Raw genomic sequence first — 26,187 nt, 5'->3', positions numbered from 1 at the left:
CGAGCCTGATGGTCCGATCTGTAGTAACCGGCCTTCACTGAATACCGGGAAATCCCGGCATCTATACCTGCTCCGAACCGGATCCGAAACAGGCAAACGGGCAGAGGCAACACACCTCCACCCGAAAACCCTTCCATCACCCCGCTGCCCGGAGACAGCGGGAGACTGGAAAACTTATTTAATTTCGACGCTTGCGCCGTTGTCTTCAAGAGTCTTCTTGATTTTTTCGGCTTCGTCTTTGCTTGCGCCTTCTTTAATGGTCTTCGGTGCGCCTTCAACCAGGTCCTTGGCTTCTTTCAGGCCCAGACCCGTGATCGCACGGATTTCCTTAATGACGTTGATTTTCTTGTCGCCAGCTTTGGTCAGAACGACGTCAAATTCGGTCTTTTCTTCAGCCGGAGCAGCGGCAGCAGCCGGACCAGCAGCAGCAACAGCAACCGGAGCAGCAGCGGAAACGCCCCACTTTTCTTCCAGCAGCTTGGAGAGTTCAGCAGCTTCCAGAACGGTCAGAGCGGACAGTTCGTCAACGAGCTTGTTAAGATCAGCCATGATTAGACTTCCTAATATAAACACTGGTTTGCAAAGCACAACCTCCCCGATGGAAGGCCATGCGATTTCTTGAACACGTCTTCAGGTGAAGGCGTGCTTTAGGCGGCTTCCGCCTCACCCGTTTTGGCATAGGCCCCAAAAACCCGGGCAAGCTGCCCTGCCGGTGCCTGAACAACACCTGCGATACGCGTAGCGGGCGTGGAGATAAGACCCACGAGCTGCGCGCGCAGTGCATCCAGAGACGGCAGTTCGGCCAGAGCCTTCAGTCCGTTGGCGTCAAGCACCTGCGAACCAAGAGAACCCCCGACCAGCACAAGCTTGTCATTGGTTTTGGCGAACTCGACGATCACCTTCGCCACTGCTACCGGATCAGCTGCCCATGCAAGAGCAGTCGGTCCTTTAAGCATCGGCTTAATGCCGTCGAACTGGGTCCCATCCAGGGCGAGAGTTGCCAGCCGGTTTTTTGCGACCTTGTAAGTTGCACCCGCTGCACGCACTTTGCGTCGCAGATCCGTCACATCAGCTACGGTCAGACCAGCATTCTGGGTGACCACAACCATGGACGTTTCAGCGAACACGGCGGCAAGGGCGGCAACAGAGGCCTGCTTTTCCGTACGGTTCAAATCCCGTCTCCGTCTTGCTTCATCCAGCGCAAGCTGAACAAAGCGGGTTGCCCTCAGGATTTCACGAAGAAGCGTGAAACCCGCTCGCCTGTCCTTCAAACGGAATACCCGGAGCCTGCCGAAAAACAGCCTGCAACCAGCATCCCCGTCTTACACGCGCAAGCCATAAAGGCTTTTTACGGCACTGGGCCACGTGTGATCTCGGACAGGATCGGGAAGCAGCCCTAAGGCGCTTCCCATAATGTGCCACACCGGACCGAAGTCCCGCGCAGCAGCATTTCAAACTCAGCCAGAGAAGGCTGAGGTATCGACCTGAACGCCCGGGCCCATGGTGGAAGCAAGAGCGATCTTTTTCAGATACGTGCCCTTCGCACCGGACGGACGAGCTTTCTGCACGGCATCAATGAACGCACGGGCATTTTCAGCCAGCTTTGCTTCATCGAAGGACGCCTTGCCGATACCAGCATGCACGATACCGGCTTTTTCAGCACGATATTCGACCTGACCGGACTTGGCTGCCGTGATAGCACCCTTAACGTCCATGGTCACGGTGCCCAGCTTCGGGTTCGGCATCAGACCACGCGGACCGAGGATCTTACCCAGACGACCGACCAGAGCCATCATGTCCGGGGTTGCAATGCAGCGGTCGAATTCGATTTCGCCAGCCTGCACTTTTTCCATCAGGTCTTCAGCGCCAACAACGTCGGCACCGGCAGCGGTTGCTTCTTCAGCTTTCGCGCCACGAGCAAACACACCAACGCGCAGCGTCTTACCCGTGCCGTTCGGCAGGGAAACAAAGCCACGGACCATCTGGTCAGCATGACGCGGGTCAATGCCCAGATTGAGGGAGATTTCAACCGTTTCGTCAAACTTGGCGGTCGCGTTGCCCTTTACCAGAGCAAGAGCTTCGTCCAGCCCGTAGACCTGACCGTGTGTGACTTTGCTGCGTGCAGCGGCAATACGCTTATTCTTAGCCATGCTCTCAGCCCTCCACCGTCAGACCCATGGAACGGGCAGAGCCAACCAGCATCCGCACGGCACCATCGATATCATTGGCGTTCATGTCCTGGAATTTCTGCTCCGCGATTTCGCGCAGCTGACCCATGGTCACTTTACCAACCGCAGCAGACTTACCGACTGTCTGGCTACCTTTGGAGATTTTGGCAGCTTTGAGCAGGAAGTGCGTGTTCGGCGGGGTTTTGGTGATGAAGCTGAACGTGCGGTCTGCATAAGCGGTGATGACGACCGGGATCGGCATACCGGGCTCAAGACCCTGGGTCTTGGCGTTGAACTCTTTACAGAACTGCATGATGTTCAGACCACGCTGACCGAGCGCGGGACCAACCGGCGGCGAAGGATTCGCCTTACCAGCGGGAATCTGAAGCTTGATGTAGCCAACAACTTTTTTGGCCATATCCGGGACTCCTCATTGTTGAACCCGGACCGCGGTTCTCACGACTGCCTGAGCCATGGTGATGGCACAGGACGAGCCTCCCGCGTTCCGATAGGAAAGGCGCGCTTACCGGTGCGCGCCGGTTGTGTCAAGAGGCTGACGCATATTTGCGCCGCCTGACGTGAGGTCTGATGCAGCCGGATCGGGCTGCGTCGTGATGCCGCCAAGGGGGGCTGCATGGCGCAGATTGCCATACTGCAACGGCTGGAACGGCATGATTTTATCAGACTGCGGAAGCTCGGCGCGGGACCAGCCGCCGCCCAGCGCGCGAATCAGCTCCACACGCGCATCCACGGCCCGCGTCTGCACCTGCACAAGCGCAATGCGCGCGTTCAGGGCTGCCACCTGCGCCACAACCACATCCAGATAGTTGGTCAGGCCGCCTGTGTAGAGCGCCATCGTCATGGTCTGGGTGTGCAGGGCTGCGGCAACCGCATTGCTCTGCTGCTGCGATTCCGTTTTCAGGCGACTGGTGCGTGTGAGGTTATCTTCCACCTCCTGAAACGCATCCAGCACGGTGCTGCGATACAGGTCTTCCTTCTCCCGGTATTGCGACCAGTTGCGCTGGAGTTCCGCGCGCCGCAAACCACCCTGAAAAAGCGGCATCAGAGCCTGCACGCCGAACTGGTACATGGAGTTGGAGAGAGACGCGAGGTCAAACCCGTTATCCATGAAGCCCGTCATGGCGTTGAAGGTAATGTGCGGATAAAACGCCGCCCGCGAGACACCAATGGCCCGGTTGGCCTGCGCCATGCGCCGTTCGGCCTCCGCAATATCCGGCCTGCGCTCCAGCAACGTGGACGGCAGAGCGACCGGCGGCTGGATTTCGGCAAAGGACAGACGGGTGACAGGCGCAATATGGAATGATGCCGGGGCCTCATTCACCAGCACGGCAATGGCGTGCTCCATCACGTCACGCTGGGCGCGGACTTCGGTTTCCTGCGCCTGTGTGGTGTAGAGCTGGGTTTCCGCGCGGGAGACGTCCATCCCCGGCGCAATCGCCCCTGCCAGACGCATTTTAGTGACCTGCACGGCGGTCTGATAATACCGGATAGAATCCCGATAGACCGCGTCCTGCGCGTCCAGGCCACGCAGCGTCACATAATCACTCGCAAGTTCCGCCTGAAGGCTCAGCTTCGCCAGCGCATAGGCGGCTGCTTCCGCCTGTGTGCCCTGCTTGGCCATCCGCACCTTGTTGCGAATGGCGGACCAGAAATCCGGCTCCCACGTTGCTGTGCCCGAATACTGCTCGGACGACATATAAACCGGCCCCTGCGAGCCTGCCCCACGCCACAGCCTGTGCCGGGAGCCTTTGTATTTTTCGCCCCCTGCGCCGCCAGTAACCTGCGGATACAGGTGCGATTTGGCCTCCATCGCCACATCACGCGCCTGCATAAACGCTTCTGCCCGCGCCTGAAGGTCCGGATTGAGGCGCATGGCCTGCTCTTCCAGCCGGTTCAGCTCCGGGTCACCCAGCATGGTCCACCAGTCCGGGCGAATGGCGTCGTCCGCCGGACGTGCAGACTGGAGCACACCATGACTCTGCCCCTCCCACTCCGCTGGCATGGTCAGCTTTGTAGGGTTGTAGCGCGGGGCCATGTCACACCCCGACAGCATGGTGGCGAGAGACAGACCGACCAGAAAACTCCGCTTCAGTCTCAAGTTCAGTCGCAAGGGTGCGGCCCGCCCTGTCATGGGCGGCCCCCGGCTTCCGTTGCGGGTTGATTATCTTCCGGCATGGCGCGGATATCATCCTTGCCCTGCTCGGTGCTCCCGGCGGGTGTCTTTTGCTCAGCCTTAGGAGCAGCAGGCTTTTTAGAGGGCATATTGTAGCCGGGGGTGCCTTTGACAATCCGCACACTCTGCCCGTCAAGCAGCCCGGCAGAGGGGCTGTTCACAACGCGGTCCGTTTTCTTGACGCCACGCAGGATCTGCACAGTGGTGCCCAGATTGGTGCCGACCGTCACGCCCACCAGATGCACATGGTTGGAATCATCCACTAGGGCGACCTGCGTGCCTTCCGCCCGGAAGATAATCGCGCCTTCCGGCAGGATCAGCATATCCGGGTCACCCGGTGCCTTGAAATTGGCGGTTGCGTAGGAATTGGGCCAGAGTTCGCCAGATTTGTTATCCAGCGTGAGTTCGGTCGTCACGGTACGGGTGGAGGCGTTGAAGGCCGTCGCCGTTGCCAGAAACTTCGCTTTGAAGGTGCGGTCCGGATATTGCGGGATGCTGAGATCGGCCTCCAGTCGGGGCGAGATGATATCCGCATAATCCTGCGGCACCGCCACAAACACACGCATAGCATGCACATCCGCCACGCTGAACAATTCCGTGGCGTTGCCATGGGAGTCGACATCTCCCCGGCCCGCATTGACGTAATCCCCAACGTCCGCAAAACGCGATGTCACGATCCCATCAAAAGGGGCGACAATTTTCTTGAAGCCTTCAAGGGCAGCAAACCGCTCCACATCATGCCGGGCGGCTTCAACCTGCGCCTGCTGGGCCTCGGCATTGGCCGCCTGCACATCCACTTCCTGTTGTGAGACAGCCTGCGTGCCCTGCAGGGCCTTCCAGCGTCGTGCTGTGATCTGAGCCAGTTTGTAGCGTGCCTGTGCTACGTCCAGATTGGCTTTGGCGGCTGCATATTGCGCATCCAGTCCCGGCGTGTCGATTTCCGCCAGAACGTCGCCGGTTTTCACCACCGCGCCAAAGTCTTTGTACCACATTTTCACGTAGCCAGAGACCTGCGCGTAAATCGGCGCCTGATACCATGCGGCAATATTGGCGGGCAGAGAGAGCGTGCGGACGGAAGGCCCCGGCTGCGGATAAATGACCTGCACAGCCGGTGTCGCATTTTCCTGCGTTTCCTTGGCCAGATGCATGAAATGCGCCTGCCGCTGCACAATGCCGATGACCGCCAGAATTATGGCGACCAGAGCAACAACGGCAATGCCGATCGTCCGCTTGCGGGAAGACGCCGCATCATGCTGTGTGGTCTGCTGCGGCTGGCCACCGTCTTCATGATACCCGCTCATGCGCCTTCTCCCTCTTCCGTCGTACTGGTCGGCTTTTTACGATTATGCAGCATGGCGAAAACACATGGCACAAACAGCAAGGTTGCAACTGTTGCCACCAGCAGGCCGCCCATGACGGCTTTACCCAGTGGCGCATTCTGAGAATTACTGAGGGACATGGGCAACATCCCGATGATCATGGCGGAGGCCGTCATCAGCACCGGGCGGATACGCTCAAACCCGGCCTCGATGGCTGCGGCAATCGCATCCCCATGTTCTTCCAGCCGCTCCCGCGCAAAGGACACCACCAGAATGGCGTTGGCCGTTGCCGTCCCCATGCACATGATCGCCCCTGTGAGCGCAGGCACGGAGAGCGTGGTGTGCGTGAGGAACAGGCTCCAGGAAATCCCGGCCAGCGCGCCCGGAAGGGCCGTGATGATGATGAACGGGTCCAGCCAGGACTGAAAGTTGACCACAATCAGCAGGTAGACCAGCAGCACCGACATGGCGAGACCACCGAGCAACTGCACATAGGCGCTGTTCATGGTCACAGCCTGCCCGCGCACTTCCAGTGCGGAGCCATGCGGCAGATCGGGCCGGATTTCATCCACAATCCGGCCAACCTCGCGGGAGACGCGGCCAAGATCAATGCCCTCATTGGAGGCGTAGATATCGAACACCGGCAGGATGTTATAGTGCGCGACCTCGCCGGGGGTGCCTGTCTGCACAATCTGGCTCAGGCCACCCAGAATCTGCGGGGTCTGGCCGGACGGATTACCGTCCCCTTTATCAACCGGGGTGATTTCCAGATCATTCATGGTTTGCAGGAAGGTCGCCGGGGTCTGGATATCAATCAGATGCGACACACCTGTTTTGGTATCCAGCCAGTAAACCTGCCCAACCTGTGAACTGCCGGACAGAGAGACCAGCGCGTTGTTCGCCACGTCTGATTCCGTAATACCCGTGCCCAGCGCGTATGTCCGGCGTGTATTCACCCGCAGGGTGGGTGTTGTCATTGGCTGCTGGACGGATACGTCCGTGAGGCCAGTTACGTGGCGCAGGCGGTCCGCCAGACGGTTTGCAAAGCGGAAGTTATCCGCAAGATTGCGGCCCGTAATCTGCACATCAATCGGGGATGGCAGGCCGAAGTTCAGGATCTTGGCGGTCAGATCCCCCGGCAGGAAGGAAATCTGCGTGCCGGGGAACTTTTCGCCCAGATTACGGCGGATCATCCTGCGATATTCCGCCACAGGAGAATTCGGGTCTTTCAGAGAGACCGTCAGATCGCAATCCTGCGTGCCGACTGTGGGTGTGGGAATATAAGCCTGATTAAGCGGACTGAACGGCAGGCCGCAGTTATCGACAATACTTTCCACCTGCCCCGGCAGCGTGCGTTCAATCTCATCATTCACAAGCTGGGAAATCTTGCCAGCTTCCGAGAGCTTGGTGCCCAGAGGCGCGCGCATGTGAATGGCCATGGTGTCAGAATTGATTTCGGGAAAGAAATCCTGCCCGACAAAAAACAACAGACCCAGAGACCCCAGCGAGCACAGGACAAACACCGGAATAAACGTCGCGCGCGTCGCTACCAGATGCTTCAGCAGGTTCTGGTAGTTTTGCCGGAACTGCTCAAACTTGCGCTCAAACCCTTTCTGGAACCGGCCAAAAATGGTCTTGGGTGCGACCGGACCGTGCGCATGCGCCGCGACCTGCGCCGCCAGCATATATTTCGCCATGGTCGGCACGAGGGTCCGGGAGAGAATGAAGGACGCAATCATCGCGAAGATGATGGCTTCAGCCATTGGCATGAACAGCCAGCCCGCAACACCCGTAAGCTGGAACAGCGGCATCCAGACGATACAGATACAAAGCGTGGAGACAAATGTCGGGATCACGATCTGATTGGCGGCATCGATAATCGCGGTCTCAAGATCCTTATCCATCTCAAGATGCGCGTCGATGTTTTCAATCATCACGGTGGCATCATCCACCAGAATACCAACGGCCAGCGCCAGCCCGCCAAGTGTCATGACGTTGATGGTCTGCCCGGCCCAGCCCAGCCCGATAATGGAGCAGAGCATCGCCAGCGGAATAGAGGTGGCAATAATAACGGTTGAACGCCATGAGCCGAGGAAGAGCAGCACCACAAGCCCGGTCAGGCAGGCGGCAGTCAGCATTTCCCGCAGCACGTCCTCAACAGACTCTTTCACGAAGGTTGAGGCATCGTTAAGGACCTTGATGCTCACGCCCTCCGGCAGGGTGCTGATAATACCGGGGAGCAGCTTCTTCACCCCGGCCACAACATCCAGTGTCGAGGCATCACCGCTCTTCATGACCACAATCAGAACGCCCTGCTGGCCTTTAACCAGCACAAGGTTGGTCTGCGGCGGGCCACCCTGATGCACCCACGCCACGTCCTGCAGGCGGACCACAGCATTCCCCACCTGTTTGATGGGCAGCATGTTGAGGTCATTCATATCCCGCGGGGAGGCGTTGGTCTGCACCATCCAGTCAAACGCGCCAATTCGCTGATCACCCGCGGGCAGCACGATGTTCTGACTGTTCAGAGCTTTGGAAACATCCACGGGGGAGAGCCGGTGCGCCAGCAGTTTCACCGGGTCCAGATCGACCATCACGTTGCCGGGCTGGCCGCCATAGGGGTTCGGGATTGCCGCCCCTGCGACGGAAACCAGTGCAGGCCGGATAAGGTTGGAGGACATATCGTAGATCTGTGAGGCCGTCATGGAGGTCGAGGAGACCTGCAACGTAATCACCGGCACAGAGGACGCGTTATAGGCCAGCACCAGCGGCGGAGTGGAGCCTGTGGGCATCTGCTTGATCACGGTCTGGGAGACCGAGGTGATCTGCGTCTGCGCGACTGCCGTATCCGTTCCGGGCTGGAAGAAGATTTTTACAATCCCGCGCCCGTAATAGGACTGGCTTTCAATATGCTCAATATTGTTAACCGTCGCTGTCAGCGCGCGTTCATAGTAATACACCACGCGGCCGGACATATCTTCGGGCATCAGGCCGGTATAGGTCCAGACCACGGCCACAACCGGGATCTTGATACTGGGGAAGACGTCAGTCGGTGTCGTGAAGACACCTCTGATGCCAAACACCAGAATAAGAATGGAGAGTACCACAAAGGTATACGGCTTTTTAAGCGCCGTTACGACAATCTCATTCATACGTGGCAGCCCCTGCCGACACGTCTAAACGCCAGCATCCAGATAAATCGCTCATACCTAACTGAGATACAGATATCCCCCCTGAGCGCCAATAAAAATGCTTTTAATCTGGGGGTCTCAGGCCATGTTGTAATACAAATATAACACTGAAGCGTGTTCCACGCCCATCTGGCCCGGCATCAATCTGCACCGTGGCGTCATGCAGGTGCGCAATGGCGGACACAAGGCTCAGCCCCAGCCCGCTCCCCGGCACATGCCGGCTTTTGTCAGACCGGTAAAACCGGGAGAGCACGGCCCCGCGCTCTTCCGGCGCAATCCCGATCCCGGTGTCTGTCACCTCCAGAGACACAGACCCGACCTGACGGCCGATACTCACCGCCACCTGCCCGCCCTCCGGCGTGAACTTGATGGCGTTATCCACCAGATTGACCAGCAGTTCGATCAGCAGATGCCGGTCTCCGTCCAGACAGACCGGAACAGCCGTCGGCTGCATGACCAGTGTGACACCTTCCGTCTCGGCAATCGGCTCATAGAGGTCAACCACATCCGCGCCAAGGTCATTCAGATTGACTGTCTCAAACCCCGCGCGGCGGCGGCTGCTTTCCAGTTCCGCAATCCGTAGCAGCGCGGTGATGATGCCAAGGCACTGGTCCAGATTATCCACCGCCCCGCTCACGGCATCTTCCAGCGCCTCGCGCTCCCCGCCAGAGGCCAGAGCGCGTTCCAGTCTGGCCCGCACGCGGGAGAGCGGTGTGCGCAGGTCATGCGCGATATCGTTCCCCACTTCACGCATGCCGTCCATCAGCCGCTCCAGCCGGTCCAGCATGCGGTTTACACTGCCCGCCAGCCGCTCCAGATCATCCCGCTCCTTCCCCGCCGGGAGGCGTTCATGGATATCCCCGGCCATGATCAGATCAATCGCCTCATGCATCTGCTTGACCCGGAACAGGGCACGGCGGCTCAGCACCATACCCAGCAGCAGGGCGAACAGAAGGGTCGGGATGGCCGCAACCAGCGTTGCGTGCCGCAGCATAAGCTTCTGCTCCGCGAGCAGATGAAAACTGCGACCCAGAACCAGAATGTTCCCGTCCGGCAGGGTTTCAGCCAGCAGGCGCAGCGGGTAAGCCGCCCCTTCCTCCGGGTAGATTTCCACATTATGGGGCTTGCCGTCCGCCACCAGCCCTCTGGGCCAGACGTGCAGGTCCCCGGCAATCAGGGCATGGCTTGCGTCAAACAGTCCGGCGCTGCTGATCACCAGCCGCATGTCATCCGTGGCGCGTTTACGAATGACATATTCCAGATGTTCCGGCGTCATCTGCGCCAGCAGACGCGACTCTCCGCGTAGCAGTTCGGTCGAGCGGCGGGATTCCACCGCTTCCATCTGGGTGTAGACCAGCCCGAACTGCATCACCATCACGCCCGCCATGGCAGCCAGAGCGGCGAGGGTCAGGCGGAAGGTCGCGGTGCGGAAAAGTTCAGTCAGGAACACGCAGCAGGAACCCTGTGCCGCGAATACTGCGGATCAGCGGCTCTTCTCCGGGGGCATCCACCTTCCGGCGGAGCTTGCCGATATGCACATCCACCAGATTGGTGCGCGGGATAAAGCGATATTGCCAGACATCTTCCAGCATCATGGAGCGCGTCAGCACCTGCCCCGGCCTGCGCATGAGATATTCCAGCAGGCGGAATTCTCGCGGCAGGAGTTCAATCTCCCGCCCGTCCCGCCAGACACGGCGTTCAATAAGGTCCATGGAAAGCGGTCCGACCCGCAGCGTGGTGCTGCGCGTATCATCCGGGCGGCGCAGCAGGGCCTCGACCCGCGCCATCAGCTCTTCCATCGCGAAGGGCTTGGTCAGATAGTCATCCCCGCCCGCCTTCAGCCCGGTCACGCGGTCATCCACGGCGGAAAGGGCGGACAGCACCAGCACCGGCGTACGGATGCCATGCTGGCGCACAGCCTCAATCACGCTCAGCCCGTCCATGCCCGGCAGCAGGCGATCCACCACCATCACATGCGCCTCACCCGTGAGAGCGGAGGTCAGACCGGCATCACCCGTCTCCTCATGCCGCACCTCAAAGCCGTGACCCATCAGTTCTCCCACAATTTCCTCAGCAATGGCGCTGTCATCTTCTATCAGCAGCACCACGCCTCTGGAGTGGCCCGGCAGAGCCATGTGTGCGTCATCCGGGTTTGTGTTGGTTCCTGTCTCGTCCGTCATAACTGTCCTGATGCTGTGTTCCCCGGTTCAGAGCCAGTAAATTCCATTTCAGGATTAAGCGCCACATCTTCCGTCTCCGGGGCGTCCAGTTCCCGCAGGCGGCGGCTCACCACACGGGTCCGCCTCCGGGCTTCCTCAATGGATGTTGACATGGCCTGTGCATTACGCGCCAGTTTTTCCAGCACGCCATCCATACGGATCATTTCCTGCCGGGTGGCGCCCAGCAGGCGGGCAATGGTTTCCGTCCGGTCTTCCAGCGCCAGAGTTACGTATCCCAGATGCACCGTGCGCAGCAGAGCGGGCATCAAAGCCGGACCCATGATCATCACCCGGCAGGTGCGGCCAATTTCATCAATCAGGCCCGGAATACGCGCGGCCTCCGCGTAAAGTCCGTCGGTTGGCAGATACAGCACGGCAAATTCCACCGTGCGCGGCGGGTGGATATATTTGGTCGCAATTTTCCGTGATTCCAGCCGCAATGTGCTTTCCAGAGATTTACGGGCAGCCTTCTCGGCCACCGCATCACCCTCCTCCACCGCGTTCAGCAGGCGTTCATACGCCTCCGTCGGGAACTTGCTGTCCACCGGCAGGACTGGCGGTGTGCTGGCGCGGACCGGCATGCGGATTGCAAATTCCACCACATCATTCCCCGGCCCCAGCCGGACATTCGATTCGTAAGAGCCTTCAGGCAGCACATCATCCAGAATGGCTTTCAACTGAGCCTCACCCCAGCCGCCGCGGGTTTTTACGTTGCCGAACAGGCGCTTGAGATCACTGATCTGCGCTGTCATGGCCCGCACTTCCCCCATGGCTTTCTGCATGGCGCTGAACTGCTCCAGCACCCGCTGGAAGGACGTCTGCATCTGCCGCTCCACGGCCTCATGCAACTGGTCCGTCACGGCCACGCGGATAGCGGAAAGCTGACGGGCGGACGCTTCCGCCATGTCCCGCAGGGCCTCGGCCTGTGCCGCCCGCACCTCCGCCTGCTCGCGCCCCATACTGCCCGCCATGCCGGCCAGACGTTCAGCCAGCTCGGAGCGCACCTGCTCAATCCGCCCGGTCATCACCCGTTCCATCTCGGCCAGATGGGTTCTCTGATGCGCGGCTTCCGTCCTGGCCGCGGCAGTTTCCTGCTCCATCAGCACGTAAAGCCGGGCCAGCAGATCCGCGTCCGCGCCGCCCTGCCCCCGGCCGCCAGCACCCAGCAGCCACGCCAGCACAGCCCCCAGCGCAAGTGCCCCCAAAGCCACAACAGCCAGCATTATTCCATCATCCATCCGTGATCTGTCTCATTTTCTCTCGGCAGGGAGGCCGGTTCGTGCTGAGCTGACACCAAATAATAATTTATGACGCCAATGCAATGACAAGCCTGTATACAACATCGCGCAAGGTTTGCCGCGCTGCCAGAGCGTTGACAAGAATAATGAACAAACCGGGAAAATACCCTTTTGGCCTTACCTGACCCAACCTCCTCCGCCCATTCCGGCTCCTCTCGTGCCCACCTGTTTTACATTCAGGTGATCATTGCCGTTATTGCGGGCATTCTTGTGGGCTATTTCTTCCCCAATCTCGGCGCCTCCCTGCGGCCGCTGGGGGATGGATTTGTCAAACTCATCAAGATGGTGATCGCGCCAGTCATTTTTCTGACCGTCTGCACCGGCATTGCAGGCATGGCGGACCTGAAGCAGACAGGGCGCGTCGCAGGCAAGGCGATGGCCTATTTCCTGTGTTTTTCAACACTGGCGCTGATTGTGGGCATGCTGGTGGCCAACATCGCCCGTCCGGGTGCGGGGCTGCATATCAAGCCTGCCTCACTGGACAGCGGCGCCGTCGCGACGTTTGTGAGCGAGGCGCACTCCCACTCCTTTACCGAATTCCTGATGCGTATCATCCCCAGCACCACGGCAGGGGCGTTTACATCCGGCGAGATTTTGCAGGTACTGCTGATTGCCATCCTGTTTGGCATCAGCCTCGCCCAGATGGGGGAAAGCGGGCAGAAAGTGCTGTCACTCTTCCGTAATCTGACAGAGCTGGTTTTTGGCGTGGTGCGACTGGTGATGTACGTCGCCCCCATCGGCGCCTTCGGGGCCATGGCCTTTACGGTCGGCAAATTCGGCGTGGCCTCCATCGGGCATCTGCTCGCACTGGTTCTGGCGTTTTATCTCACCGCCATTCTGTTTGTCTGCGGGGTTCTGGGCGTAGTCACGCGCATGATGGGCATCAGCATTTTCCGGCTGCTGGGCTACATCAAGGAAGAACTGCTGATTGTTCTGGGCACCAGTTCCTCAGAATCCGCTCTGCCGGGACTAATCTCCAAACTGGAAAAAGCCGGTTGCCCGCAGGGGATTGTCGGGCTGGTGGTGCCTATGGGCTATTCCTTCAATCTGGATGGCACCAATATTTACATGACCCTCGCGGCCCTGTTCATTGCTCAGGCAACGGACGTACATCTGGGCCTTGGGGAGCAGCTTGCTCTGCTGCTGGTGGCCATGGTGAGTTCAAAAGGCGCTGCGGGCGTGACAGGCGCGGGCTTTATCACGCTTGCGGCAACGCTTTCCGTTGTGCCCAGCGTGCCTGTGGGGGGGATGGCCCTTATTCTGGGTATTGACCGCTTTATGTCCGAATGTCGTTCCCTGACCAATCTTGTCGGGAATGCTGTGGCCGCGCTCGTTATTTCCCGCTGGGAAAATGCGCTGGACGAGGAGCAACTCCACGCCGCCTTAAACGATAGACCTCACGCCTGAGCGGCCATCCCCCTTTCTTTCAGCTTTTAAAAGCCTCCTGATCAGATGCGAGAGTTTACATGCAAACCGGAATGACAACAGCACAGCGCCTTCGCGGTATTCTGGCAGGCTCAGCCGGAAACCTGCTGGAATATTATGACTGGTATGTCTATTCCTCTTTTACCATTTACTTCGCGCATGCCTTCTTCCCGCGCGGGAACCAGACCGCAGAACTGCTGAATGCGGCTGCAATTTTCGCGGTCGGGTTTTTCATGCGTCCGGTGGGTGGCTGGCTGCTGGGCGCAGCGGCGGACCGCTACGGCCGCCGGGCGGCGCTGACGTTATCCGTCACCGCCATGTGTGTTGGATCACTGGCGATTGCTGTCTGCCCGACCTATGAGCAGATTGGTCTTGCGGCACCCGCTGTACTGCTGCTTGCCCGGCTGGTGCAGGGCCTCAGCCTTGGTGGGGAATATGGGGCCTCCGCCACCTATCTGGCAGAAATGTCCACCCCGGAACACCGTGGTTTCTGGTCGGGGTTTCTCTACGTCACGCTTGTGATGGGGCAGTTGCTGGCGCTGCTGATCCTGCTGCTGATGCAATACGTGCTGCTGACACCGGAACAGATCGGCGCATGGGGCTGGCGCGTTCCCTTCTTTATCGGCGCGCTGGGGGCCTTGCTGGTGTTCTGGCTGCGCCGGCATATGGAAGAAAGTGAGCGTTTTCAAAAAGCCAGCACACAAAAAGAAAAAGGCGGCGTGCGCGCGCTCCTCCAGTATCCCCGCGCAGTGCTGACCGTCTGTGGCATGACGCTGGGTGGCACCGTTATTTTCTACACCTACACCATCTATATGCAGAAATATCTTGCAAACAGCCTTGGTTTTCCAAAAGAGACGGCCACGCTGGTCTCTTCCGCCTCTCTGCTGGTCTTTGCCGCCATACAGCCCGCCTTCGGCGCGTTGTCTGACCGCATCGGCCGCCGCCCGCTGCTGCTATATTTTGGCGTCTGCGCCACGCTGGGCACCGTGCCGCTGCTGACGCTGCTTTCTGGCGTTTCCTCACCATGGGCCGCGTTTGGACTGATTACCGGCGCCTTGTTCATCGCCTCAGGCTATACCTCCATCAACGCGGTGGTAAAGGCGGAACTGTTCCCCACCCGTATCCGCGCGCTGGGTGTGGCGCTGCCTTACGCCGTAACAGTCTCCGTTTTTGGCGGCACGACGGAATATGTCGCCCTGTGGTGCAAGCAGATGGGGCATGAGATGTGGTTTGCCTATTACGTCTCAGCCTGCGCCCTCGTAACGCTGCTTACCGTCCTGTCTCTCCGCAAAACGACGGAGATTGACCAGAACTGAGGCGGCAGCTCCGTCACACCCTGCCGGACACAAATCGCCCGGAAGCGGCCTTGAAATTGCCATGAGGCGGCGCGTTACTAAGCCTCAGAGAGGGAACACTCCGGTGTTTCCTCCCACAGTTTCGAGGAGGCACACGATGCGCCGCATAACAAAACTTCTTCTCGCTCTGCCCCTTATTGCGGGGACAACACTGGCCACCCTGCCCGCTGCCGAGGCGCATCCGGGCGGCGGATGGGGCCGTCCGGGCTGGGGCGGTCCGCCGCCGCCTCCGCGTGGTTACTGGGGCGGTGGCCCGCGCAGAGGCTGGCACCGTGGCCCCGGTGGGGGCGCCATTGCCGGTGCGCTGATTGGCGGTCTGGCCGTTGGGGCCCTTGCGGGTGCTGCGATGGGTGGCGGCGCACCGCCGCCGGTAGCCTACGCACCGCCCCCTCCGCCGCCTCCGGCCATGGGATATGCGATACCGGTAGTGCCGGCTGTGCCCGTCGCTCCGGTTGCGCCGGGCTACTACGCACCGGGGAGCTACTATTCTGGCTGGTAACCTCAGCCAGAGCATTTTTCGGGCAACACTTATGGCCAGAACAGGCAAGGCTTCGGCTTCCGTTCTGGCGTCAGAGGCCAGCAGTCCCCGCATGACCAGACCTGCTGGCTAAAGCCCGTTTTCAGGCCGGGTGGCACAACGCCGGTGTGTTGTGTCTACCCATCGCGTGGGTCTCACCGGGTCACCGGGTCACCGGGTCACCGGGTCACCGGGTCACCGGGTCACCGGGTCACGGTCTTCTGCTTCGGCTTACGCCGCAAGATCTTTTGCGGCCTCCAGCACGGCGTCCACATGGCCGGGCACTTTCACCTTTTTCCAGATCCGGACAATTTTGCCGTCTGCGCCAATCAGGAACGTAGTGCGGTCAATCCCCATATAGGTTTTGCCATACAGGGATTTTTCCACCCATACGCCGTAGGCTTCCGTCACGCGCCCCGCCTCGTCAGACGCCAGCGGGAAGGTGAGGTCATATTTCTCCGCGAATTTATCCAGCTTTTTCACCGGGTCACGCGAGACGCCGATAATCGTCAACCCGGCCCCCTCAAACTGGCCGAGAGCCTCATTGAAGCCACAGGCTTCTTTCGTACAGCCGGGCGTATCCGCTTTGGGGTAGAAATACAGCACAAACGGCTTTCCCTTAAGGGCCGCAAGGCTCACTGTGCGGCCCCGGCTGGCGTCCATCTGGAAATCCGGAGCGTTGTCTCCTTCTTTCAGGTCAACGTCAGGCGTGGTGTGGGTGTCTGCCATAATCCGGTTCCTTCCTTGCAAAGTTACTAAAAACAACGCTGCGCTCTGGGCAGTTCCTATGGAGAAACGGCTGAGGACGCTGAGCGTTCTCCGGCCTGCTCTGCTCCGCCGCCTTCTTCTGCCTCCATGCTGCCAACACGGCGTTCAAAAATCTGCCGCACAGACTGCGCCAGCGCCGCCGTGCGCACCATCAGGTCCGGCAGACTTGCCTCGCCCATCACGCGCAACAGGATTTTCAGCGCACCCGGGGCCAGTTCCCGCTCCAGATCAACCGGCGGAACCGGGCCGCACAGCAGGCGAAGCAGGCATTGCATCTGTCGCCAGACGGCATCGGCGTCTATCAGTATTTTTGCCTCAGCGGCGTCCAGAAACCCGTGTTTTTTCAGCAGGCTCAGCGCGCGCCGGGTGCAGGGGTTTCTGGCCTCCTTTGTGCCCGCCACCAGTTGCAGGATCTGGGCAATAAACTCCACTTCCATCAACCCGCCCCCCCGGCGCTTGATATCCCACGGGCTGGCCGCCGGAAGATCCCGCGCGAGACGCGCGCGCATCTTCCGGGCATCCGCCAGCAATGTCTCTGTGGACGGCCGGGGCTTCCGCAGGTCTCCATTCAGAACATGCGCCAGATCAGCCTGCAAACGCGCCTTGAGCGCTGTGGGGGCGGTAATCAGCCGTGCACGGGTCAGCGCCATGCGTTCCCACGTCCATGCGGCGTCTTCATGATATTTGAGGAACGCGGTGCGAAAGACCGCGACCGGCCCGGCCGCGCCGGACGGCCGCAACCGCATATCCACGGCGTAAAGCGGGCCTTCCGGTCCGGGAGCCGTCAGGGCGGCAATAAAGGCGTGCGCCAGCCGGGTATAATATTGCGCCACGGCCAGAGAACGCGGGGCACGCACTGGCAGCCCGCCCTGATGTTTTGGCGCACGCTCGGGCACCTCACTGGCGTGCACATCCTCCGGATGGTCAAACACCAGCAGCAGGTCCAGATCCGAGCCGGGCATCATCTCGCGGGAGCCTGCCTTGCCCAGCGCCAGCACCGCCATGCCCCCGCCGGGCACGCGGCCATAACGCTGCCGGTGCTCCACCTCCACGGCCCGCATCAGCACCGTCATGATGGTGTCGGCCAGAGCCGTCCGCTGTTTTTCAGCGTCGTTTTCCCCCAGCCGCCCTTCCAGCACGGCCACAGAAAGACGAAATTCCTCGCCGCGCAGCAAGGGCCGCAGGGCTGTCACCAGTAATTCCGCGGAATCCACCTCTGTCGCCAGATGCCGCAGGCGGTCCAGCACATTGCGGCCCTCTTCCGGTTCCGGCTCCAGCAACCCTTCCAGCGCGGAGGGCGTATCAGCCAGATGGTTGGACAGAAACGCCGAGGCATCAAACAGCACCGCAATCCGGTCAATCAGCGCCGGGTTACGCTCAAACAGTGAGAGGAGCTGAACACCCGCATGCTGCCGCGCCAGCAGGGCATCAAACCGCCGCAGGCAGGCCAGCGGGTTACTGCGGGCGGCAAAACTGGCCAGCAGCGCGGGCAACAGGGCGCGCAGCAGTGCCCGTGCCCGTTCAGACCTCAGGGCGCGCAGGCTGCCGGTCTGCCAGCGGGCCAGCACATGCACGGCCTCTTCTGTCTGACTGGCCGGAAAACCAAGCTGTTCCAGCACGGAGGGTGACTGGTCATCATCCGGGGCCACAGCCAGCAGCGTGGTATCCTGCTCTGGTGCTGCCACCTGAGGCGAAGCAAAATGCCGTTCAAAAATACGCCGGGCTTCCCGCATACGCGGCAGCATATCCAGCGCCAGAGCCTCACCGTCCGAATAGTTCATAAAGACGGCAAAGGCGTCGAACGCTTCCGGCCGGTCCGGCAGGTCATGCGTCTGGTGGTCGGCCCGCATCTGCAACCGGTGTTCCGCATCCCGCAGGAAGCGGTAGGTCCGGGCCAGCACTTCAGCCTCCTCCCGCGGCAGGTAGGCAGACCCTACCAGCTTTTTCAGTGCACCAAATGTCGTGCGGTCCCGCAGTGCGGGCACGCGGCCACCCCAGACCAGTTGCATGGCCTGCGCCAGAAATTCAATTTCCCGGATACCGCCCTGCCCCAGCTTAACGTTATGGCCCAGCAGCCAGTCCCGGCTGGCCGCCGGGTCCGCCAGCACGGAATCCGGTAGCTCAGCAAGCCCTGTGCGCCCGGCCTTGCGGTAGCGGTCGATGCGGGCCTTCATGTCATGAATATCGTCAATCAGCGCAAAATCGAGGTGCCGCCGCCAGACAAACGGACGAATGGCCGCCAGAAATTTCCGGCCCAGAGCAATATCCCCCGCCACAGGCCGCGCCTTGATCATGGCGGCGCGTTCCCACGTCTGGCCCAGACTTTCATAATACTGGATGGCGGCCTGCACAGAAACCGCGGGAGGTGTTGAGGACGGGTCCGGCCGCAGGCGTAAATCTGTCCGAAAAACGTAGCCATCTGCATCCCGTGCTTCCATGAGGCCCACAAGATCGCTAGTCATACGAATGAACACGCGCCGCACGGCGTCAGGCTGGGTCTGCATGGACGGGTCGTACAGCACCATCAGATCAATATCCGAGGAGAAGTTCAGTTCCCGTGCCCCAAGCTTTCCCATTGCCAGCACAACAAAACCACTGGCATGCGCCGCACGCTGAGGGTCACGAAGCTGAAGCTGTCCTGCCTGATGGGCGCTCCACAGCAGATGTCTGACAGCCACTTCCAGCGCCGCATCCGCCAGTCTGCTGAGGGTCTGCGTGACATCCTCCAGCGGCCAGAAGCCGCCCAGATCCGCCACAGCGCATATCAGGGCTGTGCGTTTTTTGGCCTGCCGCAGGAAGCGGGCAACACACTCTCGCCCCGATGTGATGTCAAACTCGGCAAATGCTGCAAACACGTCCTTCGCACAGGGTTCCGGCCCGCTCCGTACCAGAGCCGCAAAAAAAGCCGGGTCCTGCCGCGCCAGGTCAGACAGATACGGGCTGTTCCCCCCAAGGCAGGCCAGCAGCCCCGCAGCGCCTTGCAGGCTCAGCACGTCAGCCACACCGGCTTCCTGCAACGCCCCAGCCATATCCTCTGCAAAATGCGTAGCAGCCTGTCTGTCCGCCGGGGCGGGCCAGCCTGCATCTGGCCAGAGGCGCGTGGGGGCACCCCTCGGGGCGCGAACATCTCGGAAATAGGAAGAAAAACCTGCCGTCATAACCTGACCATTCTGATGGAACGCAAAGGCTTGCTGTGTTGACTTCCGCTGGTCAAGACCTCCCGCGCCCGCTGCATAAGCGGGCCCTGCGCGTTCTGACTGTTATGGCGGCTGCCGTGCTGGTTCTGCCGGTGCTGTGTGTGGCGGCCCTGCTGGTGCGGATGCTGTTCGGCCCTGTGAACGTGACCGCTGTGGTGCGGCCCTTCCTCCCCGTTGCGGTGCTCAATGGGCAGCCCGGCCAGCCTGCGGCCGCCACCCTCACGCTGCGGCAGGCGGAACTGCAATGGAATGGTCTGCGGGATGGATTGAGCGTGCCTGTCATGCTCTCACTGCATGACGTGCGTATTCTCAAAGCAGACAGAACAACGGCGGACACCATCAAAGCCGCGCATGTCACGCTTAACCCGCTGGCGCTAATGCACGGCAGCATCGCCCTCAATACCGTGGACCTCACCGGCGTACGGATGGCGCTGCGGCGCGGGACGGACGGTACCGTCGGGCTTGATGTGGACGCGCCCCCCGCCCCGGCCACGGCGTCCGACACCAATGGCTCACTGGACCCCAGCGCCCTGCACCGCATCGGGCTGACGGATGCACAGGTCACGATTGATGACCGGCTGACGCATACGCAATGGATTGCCTCCCCCATCACCTCCACCCTGCGCGCCGTGAGCCTGCGCGGCGGCAACGGCCTGACCGGCTCCGTCGCGCTCACGTTTCAGGCCCAGCAGGACAGCACGGAACGGCTGAGCATCACGGCGCAGGGCACACAGACTGATCAGGGCACCATCCAGTGGCACATGGCTCTGGCCCCTGTGCGCCCGGAAACATTCGCCAGTCTGGCCCCGGCCCTGAAAATGCTGGATGTGCCCGTCAGCCTGACAGCGGATACGACCTTCGCTCCGGCCCCCAAGAGCACCTGGCTGCTGCCGCAGGGGGTGGATCTGAAAACTGATTTCGGTGCCGGAGAAATTCAGGGCGGTGGTTCAATCTACCTGCTGCATCACGGCGCGCTGGCCGCGCATCTGGACCTCAACCATCAGTCCCCCACGCACACCCCCGCCACCATTACGCTGCAAGGCCTGACGCTGGACCTGCTGAACCCTGAACATCCGGAAGACCCGCAGAACGGCATTACCGTCACCCTGACCGGCCAGTTAAACGCGTCAGACCTGTTCAGCCCGACAGTGCTCTCTGGACAGGCCGCGCTGGATATTCCCACTATTCCGTTTGGCGATATTGCCAATTACTGGCCCGCCAGAGCCGCAAAAGGTGGCCGGAAATGGGTTGATACCAACATTACGGACGGCACAGCGCATGATCTGCATACCGCCATTACGCTGCATAGCGATAAAGGCTGGAACGGCATCAAGCTGACCTCCGTCAAAGGCAGCGTGGAGGGCTCGGACCTGACGGTCCACTGGCTCCGCCCCATCTCACCGCTGCATCATCTGGATGCGCATCTTGAGGTGAATGATCTTGATAAGCTGACCATTCATTTTGACCATGCTTACCAGCTTATTGACCGTGGCGACAAAAATGTGGGGGCCACCGGCGTGGGCCGCGTGGCGGCTGGCCCCGGCACCATGGAGATCACCGGTCTTTCCAAAAAAGACCAGATGGGCACCATTGTGACGGAACTGCGCGGCAACCTACGGGACATGCTGGCCATGCTGGCTGAGCCACGGCTGCATCTCCTCTCCCGCCACCCCATCAGCTTCACCAAACCTTCCGGCGAGGCCAGCGCGAAATTTTCCCTGACGCTGCCGCTGGAAAGTGATGTCACCACAGACCAGATGGTTGTGGATGCGCATGCGCAGGTCAGCCACACCCATCTGGGGAATGTTGTAGCCGGACGCGCCATTACCGATGGCACATTCCAGATTGCCGCCACCACACAACAGATGGACCTGAGCGGCCACGGCGTGCTGGGCGGCCTGCCCTCCGACATCACTTATTTCATGAACTTCCGCTCCCTCCGCCCGCAGGATACGGCGGAAAAGGCACATCTGTTCACCCGCATTACGCCCGACACAGCTTCCGCTGCGGGTATTGATACCAGCACCCATTTTTACGGCAGTGCTGATCTGGGTGTTGACTATGCGCGGCTCGGGAACAAGCACGGCAGCGTGGACATCAGTCTTGACCTCAAGCGGTCAGGCATTGTCATTCCGCTCTGGCACAAGGCCGCAGGCCGCGCCGCGCAGGTTTCCGCCACCCTTGCTCTGCTGGACGGGCGCATTACCTCGGTGGAGAATATTTTTGCCACCGGGCCGGATCTGGATGTGCGGGGCCATGCCCTGCTGCGGGAAAAAGCCGCGCCGGAAGTGCTGGTGTCCTCCTTCCGTATCGCCCGTTCAACCGGCCATGCCCGCCTTGTTCTTCCCTATGCCTCGCAGGACAAAACCATTCAGGTCGGAGTGTATGCTGATACGCTGGACCTTGCGCCACTGATGGAAGGGGACCCGAACGCGCCTAAACAGGCCTCCTCAGGCTACCATGTGCCGGAAGCCGCCACAGGCAAGCTGCACGGCCCACCGGGGAATGCGTGGACCATCGATATGACGGCCAACGCTCTGTATTACAGCCAGACCAAACAGCCGTTGCGGGACGTGACAGGGCATTTTGAAGATAACGGCCAGCGGCTGGAACGCATGCGTTTTGCCATGCGCGGGCCATCCCCCGTGACAATGACGCTGGAACCCAAAGGTGCGGTCCGTACCCTGCATGTCACCATTCCGGACATGGGCGGTTTTCTGGCAGCACTCAATATTCTGCCTAACGTGCAGGGAGGCCACGCCACGCTGACCGGCGCGTTTGACGACACACAGGCCTCCGCTCCGTTTAAAGGGACCGTGCGTGTCAGCCCGTTTGTGCTGAAGAAAGCTCCGGCGACCGTGCTTTTGGCCCGCAACCTGTCTCTTTACGGCTGGCTCAACGCCCGCAAATCCCCGGAGTTTGAAGTCTCCACCCTCAACCTGCCGGTCACGTTTTCCGAGGGTGTGCTGACCATCCAGAACGGCCATATGGGCAATGATGCGCTGGGGGCCACGCTGGAAGGCAAGATTGACCTGGACCACAGCAAACTGGACCTGAACGGAACGGTCGTTCCGGCCTTCGCGCTCAATAAACTTCCCGGCAAGCTGCCGGGCATTGGCAAACTGTTCAGCCCGGAAAAAGAGGGCGGTCTCGTCGCCATGACCTTCGGCATTGCCGGCAAGCTGGAAGACCCGGATCTGAGCGTGAACCCCTATTCCATCCTGCTGCCCGGAGTTTTGCGTAAGCTGTTCTGACTGGTCTTTCCCTTCTGGTCCCAGCCGGTGCTGTGGACCCAGTCGGGGCCGGACTGATCATCTGGCGTGTCCGGAATATCGGCCTGCGTTTCCGTCAGCGCGACAGTTTCTTTCAGCGTGCCCTGCACATGGGCGGTCACGGCACCGCTTTTAATAGCGTTGCGGAATCCGTCGCTTTCTTCCTCAAACGTCGTATCCACGCCATTCCCGCTAACCTCGCCCACCGGACGTAACTCAACAGCCGCCTGCGGGCGCACCGGGTCCACCAGCCAGTGCCGCGTGCGGGAAACCAGCGTTGAGGCATCTGCCCCGCTACAGGGCTGCATATCCGTGAGCGTCACGGTTTCGGTCGTGACAACGGCCTCCATCTGCCGTGCGCTTTTACGGCCTGCGGGCACCGTCTGGCCCACCAGAACCGTCCCGGACGGGATGACCAGCAGCGTATCCCGCGCCGCGCCGGGCTGCGGCCTGAAACAGATGGCTACCGCCTGCCCCCCGGAAGAGGCTCCGGCTCCGGCTCCGCCATCTGTCAGCCCGGCAGTCCCCAGTCCGGCATTACCCAATCCGGCATCCCCGGTATTGCCACTGGCACTGCTGTCAGCACCCGTCCTGGCGCCACCGTTCTGACTGCCCCGCACAGTCTGAGGCCCGGCCGCAGCATGGGCAGACACAGTCTGTCCTGCTCCGGTCAGCCCGCTGAGCGCCAGAGCCAGCAGAACAGGGCACACCGTGAGAGGCGTACACAGCCGCATCCTCTTTCCTTCCCGTCGTAACGGTCCGGGCGGATTATGGTCTGGCGGGGGCCACCTTTTTCAGGCCCGATGGAATGGCGAACACCGCATCAGGCTGGGCCACCCGGCTGACATGCAGCGCCCGGACGGTAATCTGTCCCTGCTGTGCGACCTGCAACAGCAGACCATCTGCCGTGTAACAGACATCACTCGCATGTCCGTCGGCATCTCTGGTGCGCCAGATAATGCAGCGTTCCCCCGCCACCACGGAACCACCCAATCGTGCATAGGAGCCAACCAGAGCAGGATGGCCGGGTGGCGTGAGGCCCTGACTGGGGGCAGGCATGACACTTTCCGTCTTACGGTCCGGGTCCACCACCGTCAGCGTATGCTCAGGCCATGAGGTAACCATAAACAGGTCAGACCCGCCGGGGTCCAGCCGCTGGCGGAGCGTGGCAACCTGCCAGCGCATCCGCTGCTTCATCACCGTCTCTCCGGTGGGCGATGTCAGTTCATACAGAACATCGGCATCCACGGAGGGCGTAATAAACGGCGCATCCTGCGGCGCGACAGCGGGGTTTCCGGCATCTGCGCCCGCGCCTGTCCCGCCTGTCCCGCCGGTGGCGATGGAATTGCCAGCGCCCTGAGCAACCTGAGCGGACGGGGATGCTGTCTGTGTTCCCTGTGCCGCCTGCGCTGACAGCTGGGGCAAAGACGCACCCACGGCAAGACACAGAAAGGCGCCAGACCATAAGCCCGGTCTGCTTCGTGTCCGTTTATTGCTGCAGCGGCTGGTCTGGACCACGAGCTGTCTCCCGGCTCGGCTCGGCGCAAAACTCATGGCGTATTTCCTGATGCATCATGCATGCCGGTTTCCGTAGCGGGGAGTGTTGTCATGGGGCCGACACCGGGCACGGCGCCTGTGGCGGCGGGCAGGCTGGAATGGTCCTGCTGCGGCACGGCCCCCGTGCCTCTGACAACGGAAGAAGGCTGCGCCCCACTGCCCTCCTCAGGACTGCCCGGCTGCGCGCCCGGAGCGTGCGGTGTGACTTCCTGAAACCCCGTGGGCGGCTGAAAGGATGAAGCGGGCACATCATCATAAGAGATTTTCATCGCTTTCAGATGGCCGTTCAGACCATCCACATCCACGCCATCCTGCTCCAGAATAAAGCCGTCATCCGTCACGCAGGCTGTGCCGTTCCCCTCTGCCGACTGCACGCCCCAGAGCGTGCAGGGCTGGCCGATCACCTCGGATTTGCCCTTGCGGGTAAACGTCATGGACATATCCAGCAGGAACGGACTGCGCGCCACTTCCTGCTGGACCAGCCGGGTGTAAACCTTGCGGTCATTCAGGATAATCATCACTTCCTGCGCCGCGCGGTTGATAATCACAGCGCCCCGGCTTTCCGGGCCGTCCATGCTGAGCATGTAGTTAATGCGCATCAGCCCGCCATCCCCGGAGAACAGCACCTGCACATGCCGGTCCTTGACCGGGACAGCAGCAGCGGGCGCACTGCCTGCCGGCGGACGAGGCTGAAAAACATAATCAATGGTGGCATCCCGCGCGGGCATCAGGCGCGGATGGTCCGCCTGCGGAGCCTGAGCCACTGTGGACGCAGAGGCACTGTCCGCTGCCTGCACCGGCTGGCTGATCAGCAATCCTGCCGCCAGCGGGGCCGTCGCCAGAAGGCTGTAAAAGGTCAGCTTACGGCGCGTCCGGGCCGGCTGGCAGTGTGTCATACGTCTTCGTCTTTCCTGTTTTTCAATCCAGACCAGCCGTCCGGTTGGCTGGCCGTTCCTCATGCCGGGCTTCCGCCGCCTGTGTTTCTGCGCGCAGGGCGCGGATTTCAGCCTCCAGCACATCAGCGGGCAATGTAGGCTGCCAACATGGCATCATCTGGACAGCCTGTTCCAGTCTGGACTTATACTCTGCGGCCGGGATTTCCTGCCCGCCAAAGCGGGCGAGATGGTCTGTTCCAAACTGTGTGTCAAGCACCACAAACCCGCCCAGCCGCAACCGCGCCACCAGATGCACTAACGCAACCTTGGAGGCATCGGTCGCACGGCTGAACATACTTTCTCCAAAAAACGCCCCGCCGAGGGCGACGCCATACAGCCCGCCCACCAGAACGCCCTCCTTCCGGCATTCCACACTATGCGCGTAACCCATGTCATGCAGCGCACAGAAAAGCCGAAAAATCTCGCCGTTGATCCACGTCTCCTCCCGCCCCGGCGCAGGGGCGGCGCAGGCCTTCATCACGCCGGGAAAATCCTGATCAACCGAGACCTCAAACCGCCCGGACAGCACCGTACGCATCAGGCGCCGGGACAGATGGAAGCCCTGCAATGGCAGAATGCCCCGCGGGTCCGGGTCATACCATTGCAGCTCCTCATCCTCCGCGTCCGCCGCCATTGGAAAAATGCCTGCGGCATACGCGCCTAAAATCAGTTCCGGTGTCAGCGCCTCCGTCATGCCTGCTCCTTTAATCCGCCCGCAATCCTGCGTCTTTTTTCCAATCCGGTCTGATCCCCGAGCCCTCTGCACCGTTAT

Annotated in this window: 20 protein-coding genes; 4 read left to right on the top strand and 16 right to left on the bottom strand. The window is 60.9% G+C overall.

Annotated features, from left to right (window positions below):
- Positions 1-174: 174 nt before the first annotated feature.
- The 10 genes from rplL to JK199_RS04095 form a co-directional block, all read right to left on the bottom strand.
- Complete coding sequence (gene rplL / locus JK199_RS04140; protein WP_077930127.1) at positions 175-549, bottom strand: 50S ribosomal protein L7/L12; 375 nt, start codon at positions 547-549, stop codon at positions 175-177.
- A gap of 98 nt (positions 550-647) precedes the next feature.
- On the bottom strand, positions 648-1,172 hold the full coding sequence (gene rplJ / locus JK199_RS04135; protein WP_077930128.1) for a 50S ribosomal protein L10: 525 nt from the start codon (positions 1,170-1,172) through the stop codon (positions 648-650).
- 285 nt (positions 1,173-1,457) lie between these two features.
- Entirely contained in the window at positions 1,458-2,150 is a 693-nt protein-coding gene (rplA, locus tag JK199_RS04130) for a 50S ribosomal protein L1 (RefSeq protein ID WP_077930129.1), read from the bottom strand.
- 4 nt (positions 2,151-2,154) lie between these two features.
- Positions 2,155-2,586 carry a 50S ribosomal protein L11 gene (gene rplK, locus JK199_RS04125; protein WP_025826428.1) on the bottom strand — a complete coding sequence of 144 codons (432 nt, stop codon included), beginning with the start codon at positions 2,584-2,586 and terminating at the stop codon, positions 2,155-2,157.
- A gap of 105 nt (positions 2,587-2,691) precedes the next feature.
- Positions 2,692-4,242 carry an efflux transporter outer membrane subunit gene (locus tag JK199_RS04120; RefSeq protein WP_408736691.1) on the bottom strand — a complete coding sequence of 517 codons (1,551 nt, stop codon included), beginning with the start codon at positions 4,240-4,242 and terminating at the stop codon, positions 2,692-2,694.
- A gap of 74 nt (positions 4,243-4,316) precedes the next feature.
- Entirely contained in the window at positions 4,317-5,663 is a 1,347-nt protein-coding gene (locus JK199_RS04115; protein ID WP_086655382.1) for an efflux RND transporter periplasmic adaptor subunit, read from the bottom strand.
- The gene (locus JK199_RS04110) at positions 5,660-8,833 is read right to left on the bottom strand and encodes an efflux RND transporter permease subunit (RefSeq protein WP_077930132.1); all 3,174 of its coding nucleotides are present in this window, start codon (positions 8,831-8,833) and stop codon (positions 5,660-5,662) included. Before JK199_RS04110 ends, JK199_RS04115 begins: the two co-directional genes overlap by 4 nt.
- 103 nt (positions 8,834-8,936) lie before the next feature.
- Positions 8,937-10,322 (bottom strand): sensor histidine kinase, encoded by a 1,386-nt coding sequence (locus JK199_RS04105; protein WP_212374011.1) that lies wholly within the window; start codon positions 10,320-10,322, stop codon positions 8,937-8,939.
- Positions 10,309-11,007 carry a response regulator transcription factor gene (locus JK199_RS04100; RefSeq protein WP_077931631.1) on the bottom strand — a complete coding sequence of 233 codons (699 nt, stop codon included), beginning with the start codon at positions 11,005-11,007 and terminating at the stop codon, positions 10,309-10,311. The genes JK199_RS04105 and JK199_RS04100 overlap by 14 nt, the downstream gene beginning before the upstream one ends.
- 41 nt (positions 11,008-11,048) lie before the next feature.
- On the bottom strand, positions 11,049-12,329 hold the full coding sequence (locus tag JK199_RS04095; protein ID WP_212374009.1) for a DNA recombination protein RmuC: 1,281 nt from the start codon (positions 12,327-12,329) through the stop codon (positions 11,049-11,051).
- 171 nt (positions 12,330-12,500) lie between these two features.
- Here JK199_RS04095 and JK199_RS04090 point away from each other — a divergent pair, with 171 nt between their 5' ends.
- The 3 genes from JK199_RS04090 (at position 12,501) to JK199_RS04080 (ending at position 15,668) form a co-directional block, all read left to right on the top strand.
- Positions 12,501-13,796, top strand: coding sequence for a dicarboxylate/amino acid:cation symporter (locus JK199_RS04090; RefSeq protein WP_237388700.1), 1,296 nt, complete (start codon positions 12,501-12,503; stop codon positions 13,794-13,796).
- Positions 13,797-13,867: 71 nt separating this feature from the next.
- On the top strand, positions 13,868-15,130 hold the full coding sequence (locus JK199_RS04085; protein ID WP_077930135.1) for an MFS transporter: 1,263 nt from the start codon (positions 13,868-13,870) through the stop codon (positions 15,128-15,130).
- A 136-nt stretch (positions 15,131-15,266) separates the two neighbouring features.
- Positions 15,267-15,668: a hypothetical protein gene (locus JK199_RS04080; protein WP_212374007.1), complete on the top strand. Its 402-nt coding sequence runs from the start codon at positions 15,267-15,269 to the stop codon at positions 15,666-15,668.
- A gap of 249 nt (positions 15,669-15,917) precedes the next feature.
- Here the strand turns inward: JK199_RS04080 and bcp are convergent, their stop codons facing one another.
- Together bcp and JK199_RS04070 are read right to left on the bottom strand one after the other, a co-directional pair.
- On the bottom strand, positions 15,918-16,415 hold the full coding sequence (gene bcp / locus JK199_RS04075) for a thioredoxin-dependent thiol peroxidase (protein ID WP_212374006.1): 498 nt from the start codon (positions 16,413-16,415) through the stop codon (positions 15,918-15,920).
- 56 nt (positions 16,416-16,471) lie between these two features.
- Positions 16,472-19,612 carry a bifunctional [glutamine synthetase] adenylyltransferase/[glutamine synthetase]-adenylyl-L-tyrosine phosphorylase gene (locus JK199_RS04070; RefSeq protein ID WP_212374003.1) on the bottom strand — a complete coding sequence of 1,047 codons (3,141 nt, stop codon included), beginning with the start codon at positions 19,610-19,612 and terminating at the stop codon, positions 16,472-16,474.
- A gap of 38 nt (positions 19,613-19,650) precedes the next feature.
- Between JK199_RS04070 and JK199_RS04065 the strand changes: the two genes are divergently transcribed.
- Complete coding sequence (locus JK199_RS04065) at positions 19,651-22,905, top strand: DUF3971 domain-containing protein (protein WP_244984871.1); 3,255 nt, start codon at positions 19,651-19,653, stop codon at positions 22,903-22,905.
- Here the strand turns inward: JK199_RS04065 and JK199_RS04060 are convergent.
- From JK199_RS04060 to aat, 4 genes are all read right to left on the bottom strand, one after another.
- Positions 22,863-23,657: a hypothetical protein gene (locus JK199_RS04060; RefSeq protein ID WP_212374001.1), complete on the bottom strand. Its 795-nt coding sequence runs from the start codon at positions 23,655-23,657 to the stop codon at positions 22,863-22,865. The two genes, JK199_RS04065 and JK199_RS04060, sit on opposite strands and share 43 nt — an antisense overlap.
- Before the next feature lie 34 nt (positions 23,658-23,691).
- Positions 23,692-24,348 (bottom strand): hypothetical protein, encoded by a 657-nt coding sequence (locus JK199_RS04055; RefSeq protein WP_237591196.1) that lies wholly within the window; start codon positions 24,346-24,348, stop codon positions 23,692-23,694.
- A gap of 125 nt (positions 24,349-24,473) precedes the next feature.
- Positions 24,474-25,376: a DUF4412 domain-containing protein gene (locus JK199_RS04050; RefSeq protein ID WP_212373999.1), complete on the bottom strand. Its 903-nt coding sequence runs from the start codon at positions 25,374-25,376 to the stop codon at positions 24,474-24,476.
- 22 nt (positions 25,377-25,398) lie between these two features.
- Positions 25,399-26,109 carry a leucyl/phenylalanyl-tRNA--protein transferase gene (gene aat, locus JK199_RS04045; RefSeq protein WP_212373997.1) on the bottom strand — a complete coding sequence of 237 codons (711 nt, stop codon included), beginning with the start codon at positions 26,107-26,109 and terminating at the stop codon, positions 25,399-25,401.
- Between the last annotated feature and the right edge of the window lie 78 nt (positions 26,110-26,187).

The organism is Acetobacter persici, assembly GCF_018256955.1.
Classification (GTDB): Bacteria; Pseudomonadota; Alphaproteobacteria; order Acetobacterales; family Acetobacteraceae; genus Acetobacter; species Acetobacter persici.
The sequence above is the reverse complement of the archived record's forward strand: the minus strand, read 5'-3'. Positions and strand labels throughout refer to the sequence as shown.